This window comes from Phycicoccus jejuensis (assembly GCF_000720925.1).
Taxonomy (GTDB): Bacteria; Actinomycetota; Actinomycetes; order Actinomycetales; family Dermatophilaceae; genus Phycicoccus; species Phycicoccus jejuensis.
On sequence record NZ_JOEE01000007.1, the window covers coordinates 185,864 to 205,320 of the forward strand.

A 19,457-nucleotide genomic window follows, 5' to 3' on the forward strand; every position below is an offset into this window, starting at 1 on the left:
CGTGGGCCGGGTCAGGGGAGGGCGCGGCGGAGGGCGACCAGCCGCTCGGTGACGTCGGCGGCCGCCTCCGGCCCGCCGGCTGCGACAGCGTCCCACGCGAGCACGGCCAGCTGATCGGGCAGTGCGGCCGGGCCGAGGTCCGGCAGCGGGACGCCGGGCGCCGTCAGGCCCGCGAGGTGCTCGGCGAGGGCGCGCAGGGCACTGCTCTGCTCCTGCGCCGTGGCCAGCGGCAGCTGCGCCCACCGACGCCGGATGCGCTCGAGCTCGGTGCGCGCCGGGCCGTCGAGGACGTCCGGGGACGACGACGCCGGGGCGGCGTGGGCCACCCCGGCGTCGTCGGTGCTGGGTCCGGTCAGTTGCGGAGCCGACCGAGAAGCCGGAGGAACTCGAGGTAGAGCCAGACGAGCGTGACGACGAGGCCGTGCGCGAGGAGCCACGAGTACTTCTGCGGGGCGCCGGTGCGGATGGCGTACTCGATGGAGTCGAAGTCGAGCGCGAGCATCGTCGCTGCGAGGCCGACGGCGAACAGGGAGATGCCGATGCCGAGCATCCCGCTGCCTCCGATGCCGAAGGGCTGACCGGAGATGAGCGCGTACGCCAGGTTGATGAATCCGAAGATCACGTACCCGAAGACCATCATCGTCACGATGCGGCGGAACTTGGCGGTGACCTTGATCAGGCCGGTCTTGTAGGCCAGGAACATGCCGGCGAAGGTCGCCAGGGTGGCCAGCACGGCCTGCGCGACGATGCCTTGGAAGGCCGGGGTGCCCGGGTCGTCGAAGGCGCCGGAGTAGGTCTGGCTGATCGCCCCGACGAAGAGGCCCTCGAACACCGCGTACGTGACGATGAGCGGGACGCTGAGCGTCTTCTTGACCGCGATGGCGATGCCCAGGCCCAGGATGGCGACCAAGCCGATGCCCCAGGCCGCGAGGCCGAGGACCTGGCTCGTCGCCGAGAGGTACCAGCCGACGGCACCGGTCACGAGGACGATGGCGAAGAGGCTCAGCGTCTTCATGACGACGTCGTCCATCGTCACGGCGCGCTCGGTGCCGGGGCGCATCGCCGACGGCGCGTTGTACATGTCCTGCAGCTGCTGGGGGCTCATCGGGTCGGCCTGCTGCGGGGCGGGGGTGGACCGGAAGCCGGCGTACCCGTTGCGGGCGTCCTGCTCCATCCGGTTGAAGGCCGGGTTGTTGGCCATCGTTCCTCCGTGCTGGTCGTGGCGGTGGGGGTCACCGTCGTTCGTACAGCCTAGACGTGCGAGCCCGTTGCTGAGTTCCCGCTGAGACCGCGTCGCACCCCTCCCCGCGAACGTGTGTGAAGAACATCGCCCCGCCGACGTTCTTCACACACATTCGGGGGAAGAGATCAGGGGCGCTGCGCACCCCCGACGGGAACCGTCGCCCTCACTCCGTTCGGGCTCCTCCCGACTCCCTGCGGGGGCGCTGCGCGCCCCCGACGGGAACCGTCGCCCTCAGGCTACGGGGGCGGGCACACCGTAGCGCGCCGGCCAGGTCGGCCGGCGCAGGCCTCAGGCGTCGCGCCCGAGGGCCGGGCCGGCGAGGACGGCCGCGACGGCCACCCCGGCGGGCAGCGCGACCGTGCTCAGGCCGAGGGTCGTGAACGCCTCCGGCCCGCCCGCGACGAGCCAGACGACGGCCGGCGCGAGGAGGACCGCGGCGGCCAGCAGCATCAGCACGCCCACCGCGCTCCCCCGGAGCGCGGCCGGCGCGGTGTCGCGCCGCAGCGACCCCGCGAGGATGACGCAGCCGACGACCCCGACGAGCCCGACGACCGCCCCCGCGAGCACGACGGGCAGCTGCGAGGTCGGGACGACGAACCCGAGCACCACGAGCGCCAGGGCGAGCAGCCCGGACAGCCCCGCCATGAGCCGCACGAGGAGCAGGTGCGTCGGCGGCCCCGTCCGCTCGTCCGCCTCGGCACCCATGGGCCGGGAGCCTGCCACAGCGGACGGCCCGCGTCAGGCGTCCGCGACCGACAGGGCGATGCCGTCGAGGATGTCGTGCTCGCTCGTGACCACCCGCACGCCCGGCGACCGGTCGGCGAGCCGGGCGAGCACCTCGTCCCAGACGAGTGCGCCGGCGCCGATGACGTCGACCCGGCCGGGGTGCATGTACGGCAGCGCGGCCCGCTCGGCCCGCGGCATCGCGAGGAGGGCCGCGCACGAGGCGCGGTGGCCGGCGAGCGGGACCTCGGCGAGGTGGATGGCGTCGCGGTCGTAGCCGCCGAGCCCGAGTGCGTGGGCGGTGACGGTCGTGATGGAGCCCGCCAGGCCGACGACCGCGGCGAGGCCGTGCAGGTCGACGGCCTCCTCGGCGGCGTCGAGCGCGGCCCGGACGTCGCGGCGCGCGGCGTCGGTCTGTTCGAGGGTCGGCGGGTCGCCGGCCAGGTGGCGCTCCGTCATCCGGACGCAACCGACGTCGACCGACCGCCCGGCCTCGACGTCGTCGGTGCCGCGGACCAGCTCGGTGGAGCCGCCGCCGAGGTCGACGACGAGGTAGGGCCCGGGGATGCCGAGCCGGCGCAGGTCGCCGGTGGCCCCGGTGAAGGACAGCCGCGCCTCCACCTCTCCGGCGACGACCTCGGGCGTGACGTCGAGGTCGCCGAAGGCGTCGCGCACCCCGGCGACGAACTCGTCGGCGTTGCGGGCGTCGCGCGAGGCGGAGGTGGCGACGAACCGCACGCGCTCCGCCCCCAGCTCGCGGCAGGTCGCGGCGTAGCCGGCCGCCGCGGCGAGCGTGCGCTCCATGGCCTCCGGCGCGATGACGCCGGTCCGGTCGATGCCCTGGCCGAGCCGCACGACCTCCATCCGGCGGACGACGTCGGTCAGGAGCCCGTCGTCACCGACGTCGGCGACGAGCAGGCGGATCGAGTTGGTGCCGCAGTCGACGGCGGCGACCCGACGGGTCACGCGCGCTCCCCCGCGGCGGCGTCCGCGGCGCAGGAGCCACGCTCCCACCAGGGGTCGAGCAGGTCGAGGGCCTCGTCGCCGAGCGGGTTGACGCCCGGGCCGGCGGCCAGCGAGTGGGCGACGAGGACGTGGAGGCACTTGACGCGCGTCGGCATCCCGCCGGCGGAGATGCCGGCCACCTCCGGCACGTCACCGAGCTCGGCGCGGCGCGCGAGGTAGTCGGCGTGCGCGGCCTCGTAGCCGGCGCGCAGGTCGTCGTCGGTGCCGAGGCGCTCGGTCATCTCGCGCATGACGCCCTGGCTCTCGAGCGTGGAGATCGCGCCGGTGAGCCGGGGGCAGGTGGCGTAGAACGAGGTCGGGAACGGCGTGCCGTCGGGCAGGCGCGGCTCGGTGCGCACGACGTCGGGCTCGCCGCACGGGCAGCGGTGGCCGACGGCGGCGACCCCACGGGCCGTGCGGCCGAGCTGGCGGGAGACGGCGTCGAGGTCCTCCTGCGCGACGGGCGGCAGGTCGGGGCTCGCGGTCATCGCCGGGCCCCGGGGGCGTCGGCGGTGCGGACGGACTGCCACACGCCGTCGTACCAGGGCAGAGCCGGGGTGGCCTCTCCCGCACCGGGACCCGTGGTCGCGGGGCCGGTGTCCTTCGTCGCCTCGGGGTCGAGGACGGTGTAGGCGCGCTCACCGGGGCGGACGAACTTCAGCCGCTGCCGGGCCTGCTGCTCGACGTAGGCCGGGTCCTCCCACCGCTGGCGCTCCTCGCGCAGCGACGCGACGTCGGCCTCCTGGCTGCTGACCTTGTCGCGCAGCGCGGCGATCTGCCCCTGCTGGTGCAGCCACGCGGCGACCGAGGAGGTGAGCAGCACGACGAGGAAGATGGCGATGCTCGCGAGCACCGCCGTGCGCCGCACCATCCGGTTCGACATCGCCCCGCCGACCTGGCCGCGCCAGCCGGTCGGGGTGCGCCGCACCACCTTCGCCGTCGTCGTGCCGGTGGTCGAGGGCCGCGGTGAGGCGGACGCCGACCGGGTGGACGAGCGCGTCGAGGACCGGGCGGAGCCGGCCTTCGACGCCGGGCGCGCCGCGGACCCGCGTCGCGGCGGGCGCGACGCGGGTCCGGTGCTGCGGCTGGTGGCCATCGGCCTGGTTCCTCCGGCTCGGCTCAGCCCTGGCGGGCGGCGAAGCGCGGGAAGGCGCCCGCGCCGGCGTAGACCGCGGCGTCGTCGAGCTCCTCCTCGATGCGCAGGAGCTGGTTGTACTTCGCGACGCGCTCGGACCGGGCCGGGGCGCCGGTCTTGATCTGGCCGCAGTTCGTCGCGACCGCGAGGTCGGCGATCGTCACGTCCTCGGTCTCGCCCGAGCGGTGGCTCATCATGCAGCGGTAGCCGTTGCGGTGCGCGAGGTCGACGGCGTCGAGGGTCTCGGTCAGCGAGCCGATCTGGTTGACCTTGACCAGGAGCGCGTTGGCGGTGCCGGTCTCGATGCCGCGGGCGAGGCGCTCGGGGTTGGTGACGAAGAGGTCGTCGCCGACGATCTGCACCTGGGTGCCGAGGCGGTCGGTCATCGCCTTCCAGCCCTCCCAGTCGTCCTCGTTGAGCGGGTCCTCGATGGACACGAGCGGGTAGGAGGCGACGAGGTCGGCGTAGTAGTCGACCATCTCGTCAGCGCTCTTCGTGCCGCCCTCGAAGGTGTAGGAGCCGTCGTCGTAGAACTCGGACGCGGCGACGTCGAGCGCCAGCGCGATCTGCTCGCCCGGGGTGTAGCCGGCCTTCTCGATCGCCTCGAGGATGAGGTCGAGCGCGGCGCGGTTGGACTCGAGGTTCGGCGCGAAGCCGCCCTCGTCGCCGAGACCGGTCGCGAGGCCCTTCTCCTTGAGCACCGACTTGAGCGCGTGGTAGACCTCCGCGCCCCAGCGCAGTGCCTCGCGGAAGGACTCGGCGCCGATCGGCGCGATCATGAACTCCTGGATGTCGACGTTGGAGTCCGCGTGGCTGCCGCCGTTGAGGATGTTCATCATCGGCACCGGCAGGACGTGCGCGTTCGGGCCGCCGACGTAGCGGAAGAGCGGCAGGTCGGCCGAGTCGGCGGCGGCGCGGGCCACGGCGAGCGAGACGCCGAGGATGGCGTTGGCGCCGACCTTCTCCTTGTTCGCGCTGCCGTCGATGGCGAGCATCTCGGCGTCGACGAGTCGCTGCTCGCTCGCCTCGAAGCCGAGGAGCTTCGGGCCGAGCTCGTCGATGACCGCGTCGACGGCCTTCTCGACGCCCTTGCCGCCGTAGCGACCCTTGTCGCCGTCACGGCGCTCGACGGCCTCGAAGGCGCCGGTCGACGCGCCGCTGGGGACCGCCGCGCGGGCGACGGTGCCGTCGTCGAGGGCGACCTCGACCTCGACGGTGGGGTTGCCGCGCGAGTCGAGGATCTCGCGCGCGCCTACTGCCTCGATGCTGGCCACAGGAACTCCTGGGGAGAAGGGGACACGTTTCCTGCCGAGCCTAGCCGGGGCGGAGCGGGTCGGCCGGGACCGACCCGCTCCCCGGACGCCCCGGGACGGCGGCCTCGAGCACGTGCGTCAGCCGACGCCCACGGCGTGCTCCGCCACGACGCGCGCGGCCATCTCGCGCAGGTCGGTCGGGCGCCGGCCGAGCAGCCGCTCGGTGTCGGCGAGCTGCGCCGGCGTGGCGACGACGGCCATCCGGCGGATGACCCGCATCGACGAGCGCCAGTCCTCGAGCCGGTGGCCGGTCAGGTGCGCGCGCAGGGCCCGGTCGAGGGCCTCGTCGTCGTCCCCGCGGTAGGCGACCGGGTGGCCGAGCGCCTCGGACCAGATCCGGGCGCACTCCGGACCCGTGAGCGAGCGCGGACCGACGACCGCGTGGGTGCCGGACGGGAACTCGGGGTCGAGGAGGATGCGCGCGGCCACCTCACCGAGGTCGCGCAGGTCGACCCGGTTGAGGCCCTTCGGGTGGGCCGGGTGGACGTGCTCGCCGGCGCGCAGCACGTCGAGGAGGACCTCGTCGTTCTGCATGAAGTTGGACGGGACGAGGACGACGGGGGTGGTCGCCGAGCGCTCGACCCGGCGCGCGAGCGCGAGCTTGCCGCGGTAGCGGGGCAGCAGCACGCCGTACAGGCGGCGCAGCAGCCACCCGTGCAGGGCGGTGCGACCGACGGCGTGGACCCCGGCGAAGACCAGCCGCGTCCCCGCGGCCTCGCACGCCTCGACGACCGTGGTCGTCAGCGCGACCTCGTCGGGCTCGTGCGGCGAGACGTGGAAGACGACGTCGGCGCCGGCGACGGCCCGGCGCACCGACGCGGCGTCGCGCAGGTCGCCCACGACGACCTCGACGCCCTCGCGGGAGCCCAGGCGGGCGGGGTCACGGACGAGGACCGCGGGGGTGGCGCCGCGCTCGCGCAGCGCCCGGACGACCTCCCGGCCCACGAGGCCGGTGGCGCCGATGACGAGGACGCGGCGCCCGGAGGGGACCGGGCGGCTGGAGGTGGTGGGCACGAGGGCTCCTTCTGGTGGTCGACGGGGTGTCGGGTCGACCCTCGTCGGCCCCGCTTGGGCGGCCCTTGCGGCGTCGCGGACCCACCGCCCAAGCCGCACCCAAGCGCAGCCGTCGACGGTGGTCGCACCACCACGACAGCGGGGCCCGACCCCCGACCACGAGGAGAGAGCGATGTCCACCACCACGACGACCACCCGGGGCCAGCTGGACCTGCCCGGCCAGACCCACGTCGCCGACGGTCCGCTGGACCACACCGGCATGTACGTGATGCACCACGCCTTCCGCCGGGACCTCGCCGCCTTCGCGTCGGCCGCCCACCGGACCCCCGTCGGCGAGACCGCCGTCTGGGAGGCGCTCGTCGCGCGCTGGGGTCGGTTCGCCTCGACCCTGCACCACCACCACACCGCCGAGGACGAGCTGTACTGGCCGGTCCTCGCCGGCGCGGTCGCAGAGCGCGGCACGCCGGCGGACGCGGCCGAGGTCCGCGCGATGAGCGAGGAGCACGAGGGCATCGACCCGCTCATCTCCGCGTGCGCCGACGCCTTCCGGGCGATGGCCGACCACCCGTGCGACGCCCACCGTCACGCGGTCGAGATCCGGGTCGCGGGCCTGCGCGAGGTGCTCGACGCGCACCTCCGGCACGAGGAGACCGTCGTCCTGCCGCTCGTGCAGCGGGTCATGACGCCGGCGGAGTTCGACGGCGTCGAGAAGGCCATCGGCCGGTCGTACAAGGCCGGCGACATCGGCTTCGTCGTCGGCTGGGCGCTGCACCGGCTCCCGCAGGAGGGCAGGGACCGGATGTTCGCGATGGCCGGGCCCGCGTACCGGGTGCTGCACCTCGTCGTGCGCCGCCGGTTCGAACGGCGCGAGGCGACGGCGTTCCGGTACGCCGAGGGCTGACCGGTCCGGCGCGGACGGGTCCGCTCGGGGTCAGAACCCGAGCCGGGCCCGCTCACCGGTCAGCATCCGCGTGTACGCGCTCATCCCCCAGCGGTCGGCCATGAGCTCGGCCCGGTCCGCGAGCCGCGCCGCCTCCTCCGTCTCGCCCAGCACCGCGAGCCCCAGGGCGAGGTAGCCGTCGACCGGCCCGTTGACGAGCGAGATCCCGGTCAGGGCCATCGTGCCCTCGGACGGGCGCAGCGCGTCGACGGCCTCACGCGCCAGGCGGGGGTCCCGCAGTCGCGCCGCGACCAGCACGTGGGCAGCGGCCTCGGCGGTGTGCCACCAGCGGTTGCGGAACGGCGGCATCGGGACCCGCTCGAGCTCGCTGCGGAGCGCGTCCTCACGGTCGACGAGGGCCAGGAGGTGGAGCATCGCCCACCGCCCGAGGTCGAACGGCTCGGCGACGAACTCGGCGTAGAGCGGGTCGACGAGCTGGTCGGCCACCCCCGGCCGCCACGTGGCGGTGCTGTAGAGGATCCCGAACTCGTTCTGCTCGAGCGCAGGCGTCGCGAGACCGTCCTGCATCGAGCGCATGGCCGCGGCGTGCGCGTCCGCCGCGGCGTCCTCGTCCCGCAGCGTCGCGAGCGAGAAGCGGACGAAGTGCAGGACGTACTCGACGTAGGCGAGCCGCCGGCGACGGGCGATCCGGTCCGCGGCCTTCGACCCGGCCACCCATCCGTCGAGGTCGCCGTGCTCGATCGCGGTGCCGGCCCGGGTCAGGTGGGCGAGCGCCTCGGCCGCGGCGTCCTCGCCACCCGCGGCGGCGGCGAGCTCCTCGTCCGCCAGCCGGGTGCGACGGGCGAGCTCGGTGGGTCGCCAGAGCGCGATCCAGCCGGCGTGCGCGGCCCACGCGAGCAGTGGCCGGTCGCCGAGACGCCGCGCCATCGCGGTCCCCTCGTCGACGAGGGCGTCCACCTCCGGCTCGCTCCCCCAGCGGTAGTACAGCTGCACGGCGAGCGCCAGCATGAGGACGCAGCGGGCCGGGGAGTCCTGCTCCCCCGAGGCCGCGAGCGCCGCGCGCAGGTCGTCGAGGAGGTCCTCGTCCACCTCGCCCATCTCCTGCGGCGTCCACACCGAGTAGCGGGTGAGCTCGGAGGCCGCGCGGGCCACGCGCTCCGGGTCCTCGGCCGCACGGGCCAGGGCCACCGCCTCGACGACGGCCTCGACGACTCGGCGCCACCGCCCCGAGTGGGCCGCCGCCTCGGAGTAGGCGAGCAGCAGGTCGTAGCGCTCCTCCCGCGTGCCGGCGGGGTCGAGGGCGTGGGCGTCGAGCGCGGAACGGTAGAGGTCGGTGGCCTCGACGTTGGCGAACAGGCGACGCGCGCGCTGGGCCGCACCCTCGGCGGCACGCCACGCGCGCGGTGCGTGGACGGGCCCCGCGGCGAGCCAGTGGTGCGCGAGGTCGAAGTCGCGCTGGGCCGCCGGCACCGCGGCGTCCGCCACGCTCGCGAGCGCGTGGGCGATGCGCGCGTGGGTGCGCGCCACCCCCGCCGTGGTCGCGGTGGCGAGGACGGCGTCCCGGGTGAGGGCGTGCTCGAACGCCAGGGACCCGTCGTCCCGGTGGTGCACGATCCCGGCCTCCTCCGCGGGCTCGAGGAGCTCGGCGACCCGGGCTGGGTCCCACCCGCCGACGTGCGCGAGCAGGAGCGGGGAGTGCGCCCGCCCGAGCGCCGCGGACACGAGCAGGACCTCGCGCGTGTCCTCGGGCAGGTCCGCCAGGCGACGCGCGACGACCACCTGCACCGACTCCGGGACCTCGCCCCGCCAGCCGCCGGGGGCGGCGGCGAGCCGCGCGAGCTCGACGAGGAAGAACGGGTTGCCGCCGGTCCGGGCGCACCAGTCGTCGACCTCCACGGCGGACGGCGCCCGGTCGGCCCCGGACACCGCCGCCACGAGCTCGCGGGCCTGCGCCGGGGCGAGGCCGACCGGCTCCAGCGTCCGGCCGCCGTGCCGGGCCAGGGCCGCGCCGAGGTCGGCGAGCGCCCCCACGGGTGCGGGCCGGCTGCGGCGGGTCAGGACGAGGGCGACGTGGTCCCCCGGGCGCAGCGAGGTGACGAGGTGCGCCAGGGCACGGAGGGTGCGCGTGTCGGCCCAGTGCAGGTCCTCGACCACGAGGAGCACCGGGTCGTCGCGCGACCGCCGCCGCACCGCCTGCGCCAGGGCGTCCTGGACGGCGAAGGCCCGGGCGGCGCCGTCGCCGTCGTCGCCACCGGTGTCGACCAGGTCCTCGGGCGGGTCGATGCCGAGGCCCTCGAGGAGGGCGAACCAGGGCCAGAAGGGCGGCGCGCCGTCGTCCTGCGAGCAGCGGCCGACGGCCGACACCATCCCCCGGTCGTGGGCCTGGTCGACGACGTCGTCGACGAGGCGCGTCTTGCCGGCCCCCGGGTCGCCGACCACGAGGAGGTGCCCGGGGCTCCCTGCGGCCGCGGCGGAGAGGAGGTCGACGAGGGCCGCCCGTTCGCGCTCGCGCCCCACGAGCGGCCAGCCGGCGAGGGCGACGGCCGGAGCCGGCCCGGGAGCGTCGGTGGCCGCCCGCTCCCGGGCGGCCGGCCGGTCGGGCGCCGGCCCGGCAGCGGGTGCGAGCCACCGGCCGAGCGCCGGGTCCTGGCGCAGCACCGCCGCCTCCAGGGCCCGCACCTCCGTCCCGGGGTCGAGGCCGAGGTCCTCGGCGAGCCGCCGCCGGTACCCGCGCAGCGCCTCCAGCCCCTCCGCCTGCCGACCGGTGCGGACCAGCGCGAGCGCGCGGAGGCAGTGGCTGCGCTCGCGCAGCGGGTGACGGGACACGGCCTGCTCGGCGGCCGCGAGCACCGCGGCGTGCTCCCCGAGCGCCAGCAGCCCGAGCGCGGTGTCCTCCTCCGCCGTCGCGCGCAGCTCGTCGAGGGCGCCCCGGTCCGCCAGCACGTCGGGGTGGTCGCCGAGGTCGGCGTACGCCGTGCCCGTCCACGTCCGCAGGGCCGCTTCGAGGGCCTCGACGTGCTCACCCACCTCGTCGCGCGTCGGCCAGCCGTCGTCCGGGCCGGTGGTCAGCTGCGACCACAGCGGCGCGAGCGCCGCGTGCCGCGCGCGCACCTCGCGGGCGAAGACCACGGCGTCGACCCGGTCGGAGTCGAGCGCGAGCCGGTACCCGGCATCGCTCGTCACGAGCACCGTCGGCCGGGCACGCGGGGCCAGGTCGGGCTCGAGGACGCGCCGCAGGCCGCTGATGTACGAGTGGAGGGTCCCGAGCGCCCCCGCCGGAGCCCGTCCCCCCCACACGAGGTCGACCAGCCGGTCGGCGCTCGTCGTCGCACCGGGTGAGAGCGCGAGGGCGGCGAGGATGCTGCGCGGCCGGCGCGCGGCGAGGACCACCGGCCCGTCACCGGCGTCGACGGCCGTGCTCCCCAGCACCCGCACCCTCACGGGCGTCACCCTAGCCAGCGGGCCCGCAGGTCAGAAGGGGTGCGAGGGCGAGTCCGCGCAGGACGTCGCGCGCGGTCGTCGGGGCCCGCCCTCAGGCGGTCGCAGCGTACGCGACGGCGATCGCGGTGCCGACGCGGGCGTTGTGGCGCACCAGCGCGAGGTTGGTCTCGAGGGAGCGGCCGTCGGAGAGCTCGACGAGCCGGCCGAGGAGGAAGGGCGTGATGTCCTTGCCGGTCACGCCCTGCTCGGCGCACTCGGCGAGGGCCCGGGCGATGACGTCGTCGATGTCCTCGTGGGACATCTCGTGCTCCGCCGGCACCGGGTTGGCGATGGAGATCCCGACGCCGAGCCCCAGCCCGAAGGAGGCGTGCATCAGCTCGGCGACCTGCTCGGGGGTGTCCACCCGCATCGGGACGGGCAGGCCGCTGGTGCGCGAGAAGAAGGAGGGGAACTCGTCGGTGCCGAAGCCGACGACGGGCACACCGAGGGTCTCGAGGACCTCGAGGGTGCGGCCGATGTCGAGGATCGACTTGACGCCGGCGGAGATGACGGCGACCTCGGTGCGCGAGAGCTCGGTGAGGTCGGCGGAGACGTCCATCGAGGTCTCGGCGCCCTGGTGGACGCCACCGAGGCCGCCGGTGACGAAGGTGCGGATGCCCGCGAGCGCCGCGATGCGCATCGTGCTGGCGACCGTCGTGGCGCCGTGCACGCCCGTGGCGAGGACGTGCGGGATGTCGCGGACGCTCACCTTGCGGATGCCGCCGTCGGCCCCGAACATCTCGAGCTCGTCGTCGGAGAGGCCGACGGTCGGGCGGCCGGCGATGACGGCGATGGTCGCCGGGACCGCTCCCCCGTCGCGGACGATCTGCTCGACCTCGCGGGCCATCGCGACGTTGGCCGGGTAGGGCATCCCGTGGCTGATGATCGTCGACTCGAGCGCGACGACCGGGCGGCCGGCGGCGAGGGCCTCGCGGACCTCGGGGGCGAGCGAGAGCATCGGGTGCGGGGTGGTGGTCATGCGGAGAGCTCCTCGGTGGGCGGTGCGTCGGGGGTCAGGTGGGCGGCGACGAGCGCCGGGGTGAGGTCGGCCCGGACGGTGTCCGGGGAGGCACAGGTGAGAGCGGCGACGACCTGGCCGAAGCGCGCGGCCTCGACGACGTCGGCGCCGCCGAGGAGCGCGTGGACGTAGCCGGCGGTCATCGCGTCCCCGGCGCCGGTGACGTCCTCGACGGTGGTCGGGGGCGCGGCGACGAGGACCACACGAGCCGGCCGGCCGGGGCGGGCGACCGAGAGGAGGCTGCCGTGCATCCCGCGCCGGACCCAGACGTGCTCGACACCGCGGTGGTGCAGCTCGGCCGCAGCGGCCGCGACGGAGGCCGGGTCGGGGTCGACGGGGCGGCGAAGCATCGCGGCGAGCTCGTCGACGTTGGGGGTGACGGTGTGGACCGGGACCGAACCGTCGAGGGCCGGGGCGGCGTCCGCGGCCTTGGCGACGCTGACGGTCTCGACGACGGCCGGGACGCCGGCGCTCGCGGCCGTCGTCAGGACCCAGCGCAGGACGTCGGCGTGGAGGTTGCAGTCGAGGACGAGGCGGTCGACCCCGCCGAGCAGGCCGGGCACGACGGCGAGGTCGGCGACGGTCAGCTCGTCGGTGGCGCGCATGTCGGCGACGGCGACGAGGAGGTCGCCGTCGTCACCGAGGACGGCCGTGTAGGAGCCGGTCGGGAACGGCGAGGTGACGACGTGCCGGCAGTCGACCCCGGCCGCCTCCGTACGGGCGACGACCGTGCGGCCCTGGAGGTCGTCACCGACCGGGGCGACGAGCATCGTCGGGCTGCCGAGCCGGGCGAGGCTCTCGGCGATGTTGCGGCCGACCCCGCCGACCGTGGCGGTGGAGGTGCCAGGGTTGCTCGTGCCGAGGACCGCGGGGACGCGGGTGCGGACCTTGGCGTCGAGGACGGCGCCGCCGACGACGAGGACGGAGGAGGCCTCGGGACGCAGGAGGTAGCCCCGGCCGAGGAGGACGCCCTTGCGGGTGAGGTTGCTCAGGTGCACCGAGACGGCGGCGCGGGTGGAGCCGAGGCGCTCGGCGAGCGCGGCGGCGTCGAGGAGCGGGTCGGTGCGCAGCAGCGCGACGATCTCGCGCTCACGCTCGGTCAGTCCCATACTTGCAGACCTTAAGCGCCCTTGGACTTCCGAAGCAAGTCGCCGTCCGATGTGTGTACTCCCGAAATCCATGCGCCGCGGAAGGAATCCCTTGCGCCCCGCAAGGAATCCCTTCCGGGACGGGAGCGAACCCTTGCGACCTGGAAGGGAGACCTTGCGCCGCGGAAGGGAGACCTTGTGAGCGGCAAGGACCGCTCGTCCTGCCGAGGTCGGATCGCCGCGCCGGGCTCGGATCGCCGCGCCGGGCTCGGATCGCCGTGCCGCGGCCCTGCCGCCCTGCCGCCGTGGCGTGTCACCCCGGCACGGCGAGGACGCACCGGCCCCGCATCATCGACCCGGCCCACGCTCAACTCCTTGCGGTGCGGAAGGGAAACCTTGCGGTACGGAAGGGAAACCTTGCGGTGCGGAAGGGAAACCTTGCGTCGCGTGACCAGCGGCGAGCCGCGTCGCGGGGGCGGCGGGATCCGGCTGCGCGCGAGCCCCCACGCGACCCGTGGCGCCAGCAGACTGTCCCGAACCACAACCCCCGGAGGTCGTCGTGCTCCCATCCGTCCGCAGGCTCGTCGCGACGCTCGGCCTGGTCACCGGCCTCGTCGCCTCACCCCTCGCCCTCGCCCCGGCGAGCGCCGCCACGACCACCCACCGCGTGGGGACGTTCAACATGTGCGGCTACGGCAGCACGGGCGGCTGCGGGGGCACGACCGCCCAGCGGGTGGAGTGGATGGCGCAGCAGTTCGTCTCCGACCGCCTCGCCGTCCTCACGCTCAACGAGGTGTGCTCGCCGGTGCCCGACGCCCTGCGGGCGCGCCTGGCCCAGCTCGGCGTCACCGTCCACACCGTGTTCCAGCAGACGTTCCCGGCGAAGCACGGCCGCTGCGGCGGCGCCGCCAGCGGCAACGCCCTGGTCTCGCGCAGCAGCCTCTGGTCGGTGCGCCGCGTGACGTTCACCGCGCAGGTCCCCAACGCCGTCGAGCTCCGCGGCGTGCTCTGCGCGCGGACCGCGCTCGGTGGCCCCACCGAGGTCTGCACCGCGCACCTGCTGCCCGGCGCGAAGAAGGCGGCCCTGCGCCAGCGGCAGATCGCCGAGACCCTGAGCGCCGCGACCGCCCCCGGACGGCCCGTCGTCCTCGCGGGCGACATCAACGACGTGCCGTCGGCGACGATGCTGGACCCGCTCTACCAGCCGCGCTACGGCGCGGGGTCGCGCGGCAGCTTCGTCGAGCCGTCCTCCACGCGGTCGGGCGCCCCCTGCCGCTGCGGCCCGGCCACGCGGGGCACCGCCAAGATCGACTACGTCTTCGGCAGCGCGGCCACCTTCTCCCCCGGCGCCGCCGCCACGCGGGACTCGCCCTGGTCGGACCACAACCTCCTGTGGGCCGACCTCATCCGGGGCTGACCGCGCCGCCCGCCAGCCGTCGCAACGCGGCGCGGGCCCGCTCCTCCGCCGCGGCGACGTCCGCCAGGGCCGCGTCCAGCGCGGCCGCGTCGTCGGGGTCGAGCGCCAACCCGCGTCGTCGCGCCCGCGCCCGGACCTTCGACGCGGCGAGATCGACCGGCAGCGTCGACGGGAGGCCGTGCCCCAGGTCGCTCGCGTCGCCTCCCCCGGTCGCCCCCTTCTCGACCGCCTTGATGCGCTCCCACTGCTGCTCGACCTGCTCGGGTGTCGTCGCGTCACCGTCGGCGAACACGTGGGGATGGCGCCGCACGAGCTTCTCGACGAGCAGGCCGGCGACCGTGTCGACGTCGAAGCCGTCCTCCCCGGCGTCCTCGGCGACCCGGGCGTGGAAGACGACCTGGAGCAGCACGTCGCCGAGCTCCTCCGCGAGCGCCCTCGGGTCCCCCGACCCGATGGCCTCGAGGACCTCGTGGGTCTCCTCGACGAGGTAGGGAGCGAGGCTCTCGTGCGTCTGCTCGGCGTCCCACGGGCACCCGCCCGGGGAGCGCAGCCGGTCCATCGCCGCGACGACGTCGAGGAGCCGCCCGCCCTGCACGTCCCACGAGCCGACGACGAGCTCGACCTCGGGCGGGGTCTCGAGCCGCGACACCTCGGAGGCGAGCGCGTCCGACAGACCGGGGTCCCCGTCGGAGGACCCGAGCCAGACGACGACGGCCTCGCCCGCCCGGTCGACGAGCAGCCGGGCCAGGGCGGCCGGCGGGTGGTCGCCCACCTCGAGCACCGCCAGCCCTGCCTCGGTCATGGCCTCGGCCAGCGGCTCGTCGGCGGACCGGGCGAGCAGGACGTCGGCCGCCGACACCGCGACCCACGCCGGGTGCGAGAGCAGCCCGGGGGCGACCCGCGGCGAGGTGAGGACGAGGCCGAGCCGGCCGGTGCTCACTGCTGCGGGGTGGTGACCGTCTTGATCCAGTCCGGCGTGCTCGTCGCCAGACCGGCGGTGCTCTGGACGGCGTCCCACTCGGTGAGCTTCGAGGCGTCGAACGCGCCGTAGCGCGGGTTGACGTCGACCTCCAGCTTCGTCAGCGCCTCGGTCGGGACCGACGCGCCGGACTGCGCGAGCTGCTGGATGGCCAGCTGCGCGCGCAGGACCTCGAGCGTCTCGTCGGCCGGCGCCTCGCCGTCGTAGGTGTCCTGCTGCTGGTACGCCGTACGGGCGAGCGACTCCGACACGGGCGCCCCCTGCTGCGCGATCTCGTCGAGGTAGACCGGGGCCCCGATGAGGCGGCCGAGCACCTGGTCGCCCGTGAGGTTGGCCCCCGGGAAGGTCTTGTTGATCTGGGCCTGGGCGACCTGGACCTCGTTCTCGGTGATGACGCGGCCGTCGACCGTGGCGGCGCGGCCGGCCTCGGTCGTCCCGCAGCCGGCGGTGACGAGCGCGGCGCCGAGGGCGAGCGCCGCAGCGACGCGGCGAACCGGAGTGGTCACGAGGGGTCCTTTCATCGGGTCATCCCCGGGCGGGGGCGGTCGCGGCCTGGGCGGCCTGACCGACATTGTCCATGACGACCGCCCGGATGACCTGGCTGGCCCAGTCGAGCACGGCCTGGTCGCGCAGCGGGCGCCCTCCGACGACGGCGGTCTTGGGTGCCGGGACGAGCACGGAGCCCGTCGCGGCCTTGAGGATCGACTTCGGGTAGAGGCGGTTGAGCCGCAGCTGCTGGCTCTCGCGCAGCTCGACCGGGCCGAAGCGCACGTGCTGGCCCTGCACCGAGATGTCGGCGATGCCGGCGGCGCGCGCGACGGTGCGCAGCCGGGCGACCTCGAGGAGGTTGCGCACGGGCTCCGGCACCGGGCCGTAGCGGTCGACGAGCTCGCCCTCGATCTCGGCGAGCTGCTGCTCGTCGACGACGGCCGCGAGCTTCTTGTACATCTCGAGGCGCAGGCGCTCGTGCGGGACGTAGTCGTGCGGCAGGTGGGCGTCGACCGGCAGCTCGATCTTGATCTCGGCCGGCGCCTCCTCGCCCTCGCCGCGGAAGGACGCGACGGCCTCGCCGACGAGCCGGACGTAGAGGTCGAACCCGACGCCCGCGATGTGGCCGGACTGCTCGCCGCCGAGGAGGTTGCCCGCGCCGCGGATCTCGAGGTCCTTCATCGCGACCTGCATGCCGGACCCGAGGTCGGTGTTGCTCGCGATGGTCTGGAGCCGGTCGAGCGCGGTCTCGGTGAGCGGCGTCTCGGGCGGGTAGAGGAAGTAGGAGTAGGCCCGCTCGCGACCACGGCCGACGCGACCGCGCAGCTGGTGCAGCTGGCTGAGGCCGAGCCGGTCGGCGCGCTCGACGATGAGGGTGTTCGCGTTGCTGATGTCGAGCCCGGTCTCGACGATCGTCGTGCAGACGAGGACGTCGAACCGCTTCTCCCAGAAGTCGACCACGACCTGCTCGAGCTTCTGCTCACCCATCTTCCCGTGCGCCGTGGCGACCCGGGCCTCGGGCACGAGCTCGCGGATGCGAGCGGCCGCCTTCTCGATCGTCGACACCTTGTTGTGGACGAGGAAGACCTGGCCCTCGCGCAGCAGCTCGCGCCGGATCGCCGCGGTGACCGTCTTCTCGTCGTACGCACCGACGTACGTGAGGACGGGGTGCCGCTCCTCGGGGGGCGTGGCGAGGGTGGACATCTCGCGGATGCCGGTGACCGCCATCTCGAGCGTGCGCGGGATCGGCGTCGCGGACATCGCGAGGACGTCGACGGACGTCCGCAGCGCCTTGAGCTGCTCCTTGTGCTCGACGCCGAAGCGCTGTTCCTCGTCGACGACGACGAGCCCGAGGTCCTTGAAGCGCACCTCCTTCGAGAGGAGGCGGTGGGTGCCGATGACGAGGTCGACGGACCCGTCGGCGAGCCCGGCGAGCACGGCCCTGGCGTCGGCGTCGGTCTGGAAGCGCGACAGGGCCTTGACGACGACCGGGAAGCCGGCGTACCGCTCGGCGAAGGTGTTGAGGTGCTGCTGGACGAGCAGCGTCGTCGGGCAGAGCACGGCGACCTGCTTGCCGTCCTGGACCGCCTTGAACGCGGCGCGGACCGCGATCTCGGTCTTGCCGTAGCCGACGTCGCCGCAGACGAGGCGGTCCATCGGGACCTCCCGCTCCATGTCGGCCTTGACCTCGTCGATCGTCACGAGCTGGTCGGGCGTCTCGACGTGCGCGAAGGCATCCTCGAGCTCGCGCTGCCACGGGGTGTCGGGACCGAACGCGTGCCCCTTGGACGCCATGCGCGCCGAGTAGAGGCGGATGAGCTCGGCGGCGATCTGCTTGACGTAGCGGCGCGCCCGACCCTTGGTCTGCTGCCAGTCGGAGCCACCCATCTTGTTGAGCGTGGGCTGCTCGCCGCCGACGTAGCGGGTGACCTGGTCGAGCTGGTCGGTCGGCACGTAGAGGCGGTCGGCCGGCTGGCCGCGCTTGGACGCCGCGTACTCGAGGACGAGGTACTCGCGGGTGGCGCCCTGCACGGTGCGCTGCACCATCTCGACGAAGCGACCGACGCCGTGCTGCTCGTGGACGACGAAGTCGCCGGGGCGCAGCTGGAGGGGGTCGACCTGGTTGCGCCGCTTGGACGGCATCCGGCGCATGTCCTTGGTCGAGGTGCCCGACCCGGCCGCGGCCCCGGTGAGGTCGGCCTCCGTGACGACGGCGAGGCGCTCGGCGGCCACGAGGAACCCGGAGCCGACGCAGCCGGTGGTCACCGAGACCAGGCCCGGCTCGAGCTCGGCCTCCGGCGAGGTGCGCGCACGGACCTCGTGCTCGCCGAGCACCTCGGTGACGCGCTTGGCGAGGCCGGCGCCCTCGGTGACGACGAGGACCGACCAGCCGTCACCGGTCAGCCGGGCCAGCTCGGCGACGGCGTCCTCGGTGCTGCCGCGGAACGTGGGCGACACGGCCAGGCCGAGCTCGACGGTGTCGTCGTCCTCGTCGCCGCTGAACGGCGTGAGGTCGAGCCACCGCACGCCGAGCTCGCGGGCCTGCTCGCGCAGGTCGGCGAGGCTGCGGAAGGACGCCGTGCCGAGCACGGACTCGAGGTCGATGGGGACGGCGCTGCCGCCGGCCGCGTTGGCCCAGCCGGCCTGGAGGAACTCCTCGCTCGTCGCGACGAGGTCGTGGGCCCGGGTGCGCACGCGCTCGGGGTCGCACGCGGCGACGACGGCGTCGGCGGGCAGGACCTCGAGGAGGGTCTCCATCCCGTCGACGAGGGCCGGCGCGAGCGACTCCATGCCCTCGACGGCGATGCCGTTGGCGAGCTTGTCGAGGAGGTCGGCGACCCCGGGCAGCTGGTCGGCCAGCGCCGCGGCCCGCTCGCGCACGGACGGGGTGAGGAGCAGCTCGCGGCACGGCGGCGCCCACAGGCCGTGCTCGGCGACCTCGAGGGAGCGCTGGTCGGCGACCTTGAACCAGCGGATCTCCTCGACCGTGTCGCCCCAGAACTCGACCCGCAGGGGGTGCTCCTCGGTGGGCGGGAAGACGTCGAGGATGCCGCCGCGGACGGCGAACTCGCCGCGCCGCTCGACGAGGTCGACACGGGCGTAGGCGGCCGCCGCGAGGTCCTCGACGACCTGCTCGAGCGGCACCTCCTGCCCGGCGGAGAGCGACACGGGGCGCAGCTCGCCGAGACCCTTGGAGATCGGCTGCAGCACGGCCCGGACGGGGGCCACGACGACCGCGAGCCGCCCGTGCGTGGTGTCCTCGGCCTCGGGGTGCGCGAGCCGGCGCAGGACCGAGAGCCGCTGGCCGACGGTGTCGCTGCGCGGGCTCAGCCGCTCGTGCGGCAGGGTCTCCCAGGACGGGAAGAGGCCGACGGCGTCGGCGCCGAGCGTCGAGGCGAGCGCGGTGGCGAGGTCCTCGGCCTCGCGCCCGGTGGCGGTGACGGCGAGGACCGGCGCGCCCGAGGGCCGGGGCGCGAGGGCGGCGAGGACCGCGTGGCGGGCGCCGGGCGGGGCCGAGGCCGTGACCTCGGCGGACGGCGCGGCGAGGGCGTCGGAGAGTCGGGCGAGGGGCGCGAGGGCGGCCAGCCGGGCACGCAGCGGGATGAGCGGGGGCATGTCGGTCTCAGGTTAGCCGGGGGCACCGACGGTCGTG

Annotated in this window: 16 protein-coding genes; 2 read left to right on the forward strand and 14 right to left on the reverse strand. The window is 75.1% G+C overall.

The window, feature by feature from the left end; translation table 11 throughout:
* Positions 1-11: 11 nt before the first annotated feature.
* The 8 genes from IG69_RS0114420 to IG69_RS0114455 all read right to left on the reverse strand — a co-directional run bounded on the left by IG69_RS0114420 (position 12) and on the right by IG69_RS0114455 (position 6,433).
* Positions 12-326 (reverse strand): hypothetical protein, encoded by a 315-nt coding sequence (locus IG69_RS0114420; protein ID WP_051750589.1) that lies wholly within the window; start codon positions 324-326, stop codon positions 12-14.
* A gap of 26 nt (positions 327-352) precedes the next feature.
* Complete coding sequence (locus IG69_RS0114425) at positions 353-1,201, reverse strand: Bax inhibitor-1/YccA family protein (protein ID WP_030528875.1); 849 nt, start codon at positions 1,199-1,201, stop codon at positions 353-355.
* 330 nt (positions 1,202-1,531) lie between these two features.
* Positions 1,532-1,948 carry a hypothetical protein gene (locus IG69_RS0114430; RefSeq protein ID WP_030528876.1) on the reverse strand — a complete coding sequence of 139 codons (417 nt, stop codon included), beginning with the start codon at positions 1,946-1,948 and terminating at the stop codon, positions 1,532-1,534.
* 33 nt (positions 1,949-1,981) lie between these two features.
* Positions 1,982-2,932 (reverse strand): Ppx/GppA phosphatase family protein, encoded by a 951-nt coding sequence (locus tag IG69_RS0114435; RefSeq protein WP_030528877.1) that lies wholly within the window; start codon positions 2,930-2,932, stop codon positions 1,982-1,984.
* Positions 2,929-3,459 (reverse strand): DUF501 domain-containing protein, encoded by a 531-nt coding sequence (locus IG69_RS0114440; RefSeq protein ID WP_030528878.1) that lies wholly within the window; start codon positions 3,457-3,459, stop codon positions 2,929-2,931. Before IG69_RS0114440 ends, IG69_RS0114435 begins: the two co-directional genes overlap by 4 nt.
* Positions 3,456-4,067, reverse strand: a complete 612-nt coding sequence (locus IG69_RS0114445) for an FtsB family cell division protein (protein ID WP_084696823.1) — start codon at positions 4,065-4,067, stop codon at positions 3,456-3,458. Before IG69_RS0114445 ends, IG69_RS0114440 begins: the two co-directional genes overlap by 4 nt.
* 23 nt (positions 4,068-4,090) lie before the next feature.
* Positions 4,091-5,380, reverse strand: a complete 1,290-nt coding sequence (gene eno, locus IG69_RS0114450) for a phosphopyruvate hydratase (protein WP_030528880.1) — start codon at positions 5,378-5,380, stop codon at positions 4,091-4,093.
* A gap of 117 nt (positions 5,381-5,497) precedes the next feature.
* The gene (locus IG69_RS0114455) at positions 5,498-6,433 is read right to left on the reverse strand and encodes an SDR family oxidoreductase (RefSeq protein ID WP_030528881.1); all 936 of its coding nucleotides are present in this window, start codon (positions 6,431-6,433) and stop codon (positions 5,498-5,500) included.
* Between the two features lie 172 nt (positions 6,434-6,605).
* On the opposite strand from IG69_RS0114455, the gene IG69_RS21725 reads away from it, so the two are divergent.
* Positions 6,606-7,334, forward strand: a complete 729-nt coding sequence (locus IG69_RS21725) for a hemerythrin domain-containing protein (RefSeq protein ID WP_051750590.1) — start codon at positions 6,606-6,608, stop codon at positions 7,332-7,334.
* A 30-nt stretch (positions 7,335-7,364) separates the two neighbouring features.
* On the opposite strand, the gene IG69_RS0114465 is transcribed toward IG69_RS21725, so the two are convergent.
* The 3 genes from IG69_RS0114465 to IG69_RS0114475 form a co-directional block, all read right to left on the reverse strand.
* Entirely contained in the window at positions 7,365-10,775 is a 3,411-nt protein-coding gene (locus tag IG69_RS0114465) for an ATP-binding protein (RefSeq protein ID WP_030528883.1), read from the reverse strand.
* 91 nt (positions 10,776-10,866) lie between these two features.
* The gene (locus IG69_RS0114470; RefSeq protein ID WP_030528884.1) at positions 10,867-11,793 is read right to left on the reverse strand and encodes a pseudouridine-5'-phosphate glycosidase; all 927 of its coding nucleotides are present in this window, start codon (positions 11,791-11,793) and stop codon (positions 10,867-10,869) included.
* Positions 11,790-12,941, reverse strand: coding sequence for a PfkB family carbohydrate kinase (locus IG69_RS0114475; protein ID WP_030528885.1), 1,152 nt, complete (start codon positions 12,939-12,941; stop codon positions 11,790-11,792). Before IG69_RS0114475 ends, IG69_RS0114470 begins: the two co-directional genes overlap by 4 nt.
* Positions 12,942-13,479: 538 nt before the next feature.
* Between IG69_RS0114475 and IG69_RS0114480 the strand changes: the two genes are divergently transcribed.
* Positions 13,480-14,337, forward strand: a complete 858-nt coding sequence (locus IG69_RS0114480) for an endonuclease/exonuclease/phosphatase family protein (RefSeq protein WP_030528886.1) — start codon at positions 13,480-13,482, stop codon at positions 14,335-14,337.
* Here the strand turns inward: IG69_RS0114480 and IG69_RS0114485 are convergent.
* The 3 genes from IG69_RS0114485 to mfd are packed head-to-tail and all read right to left on the reverse strand — an operon-like array spanning position 14,324 to position 19,420.
* Positions 14,324-15,277 (reverse strand): nucleoside triphosphate pyrophosphohydrolase, encoded by a 954-nt coding sequence (locus tag IG69_RS0114485; protein WP_030528887.1) that lies wholly within the window; start codon positions 15,275-15,277, stop codon positions 14,324-14,326. The two genes, IG69_RS0114480 and IG69_RS0114485, sit on opposite strands and share 14 nt — an antisense overlap.
* Entirely contained in the window at positions 15,274-15,822 is a 549-nt protein-coding gene (locus IG69_RS0114490) for a hypothetical protein (RefSeq protein WP_030528888.1), read from the reverse strand. The genes IG69_RS0114485 and IG69_RS0114490 overlap by 4 nt, the downstream gene beginning before the upstream one ends.
* A gap of 19 nt (positions 15,823-15,841) precedes the next feature.
* Positions 15,842-19,420 (reverse strand): transcription-repair coupling factor, encoded by a 3,579-nt coding sequence (mfd, locus tag IG69_RS0114495; RefSeq protein ID WP_030528889.1) that lies wholly within the window; start codon positions 19,418-19,420, stop codon positions 15,842-15,844.
* Positions 19,421-19,457 lie beyond the last annotated feature (37 nt).

Bases quoted from the DNA above. Each gene is read 5' to 3' on its own strand.
- IG69_RS0114425 (WP_030528875.1), bottom strand. From the start codon at position 1,201: ATGGCCAACAACCCGGCCTTCAACCGGATGGAGCAGGACGCCCGCAAC.
- IG69_RS0114430 (WP_030528876.1), bottom strand. From the start codon at position 1,948: ATGGGTGCCGAGGCGGACGAGCGGACGGGGCCGCCGACGCACCTGCTC.
- IG69_RS0114440 (WP_030528878.1), bottom strand. From the start codon at position 3,459: ATGACCGCGAGCCCCGACCTGCCGCCCGTCGCGCAGGAGGACCTCGAC.
- IG69_RS0114445 (WP_084696823.1), bottom strand. From the start codon at position 4,067: ATGGCCACCAGCCGCAGCACCGGACCCGCGTCGCGCCCGCCGCGACGC.
- IG69_RS21725 (WP_051750590.1), top strand. From the start codon at position 6,606: ATGTCCACCACCACGACGACCACCCGGGGCCAGCTGGACCTGCCCGGC.
- IG69_RS0114470 (WP_030528884.1), bottom strand. From the start codon at position 11,793: ATGACCACCACCCCGCACCCGATGCTCTCGCTCGCCCCCGAGGTCCGC.
- IG69_RS0114475 (WP_030528885.1), bottom strand. From the start codon at position 12,941: ATGGGACTGACCGAGCGTGAGCGCGAGATCGTCGCGCTGCTGCGCACC.
- mfd (WP_030528889.1), bottom strand. From the start codon at position 19,420: ATGCCCCCGCTCATCCCGCTGCGTGCCCGGCTGGCCGCCCTCGCGCCC.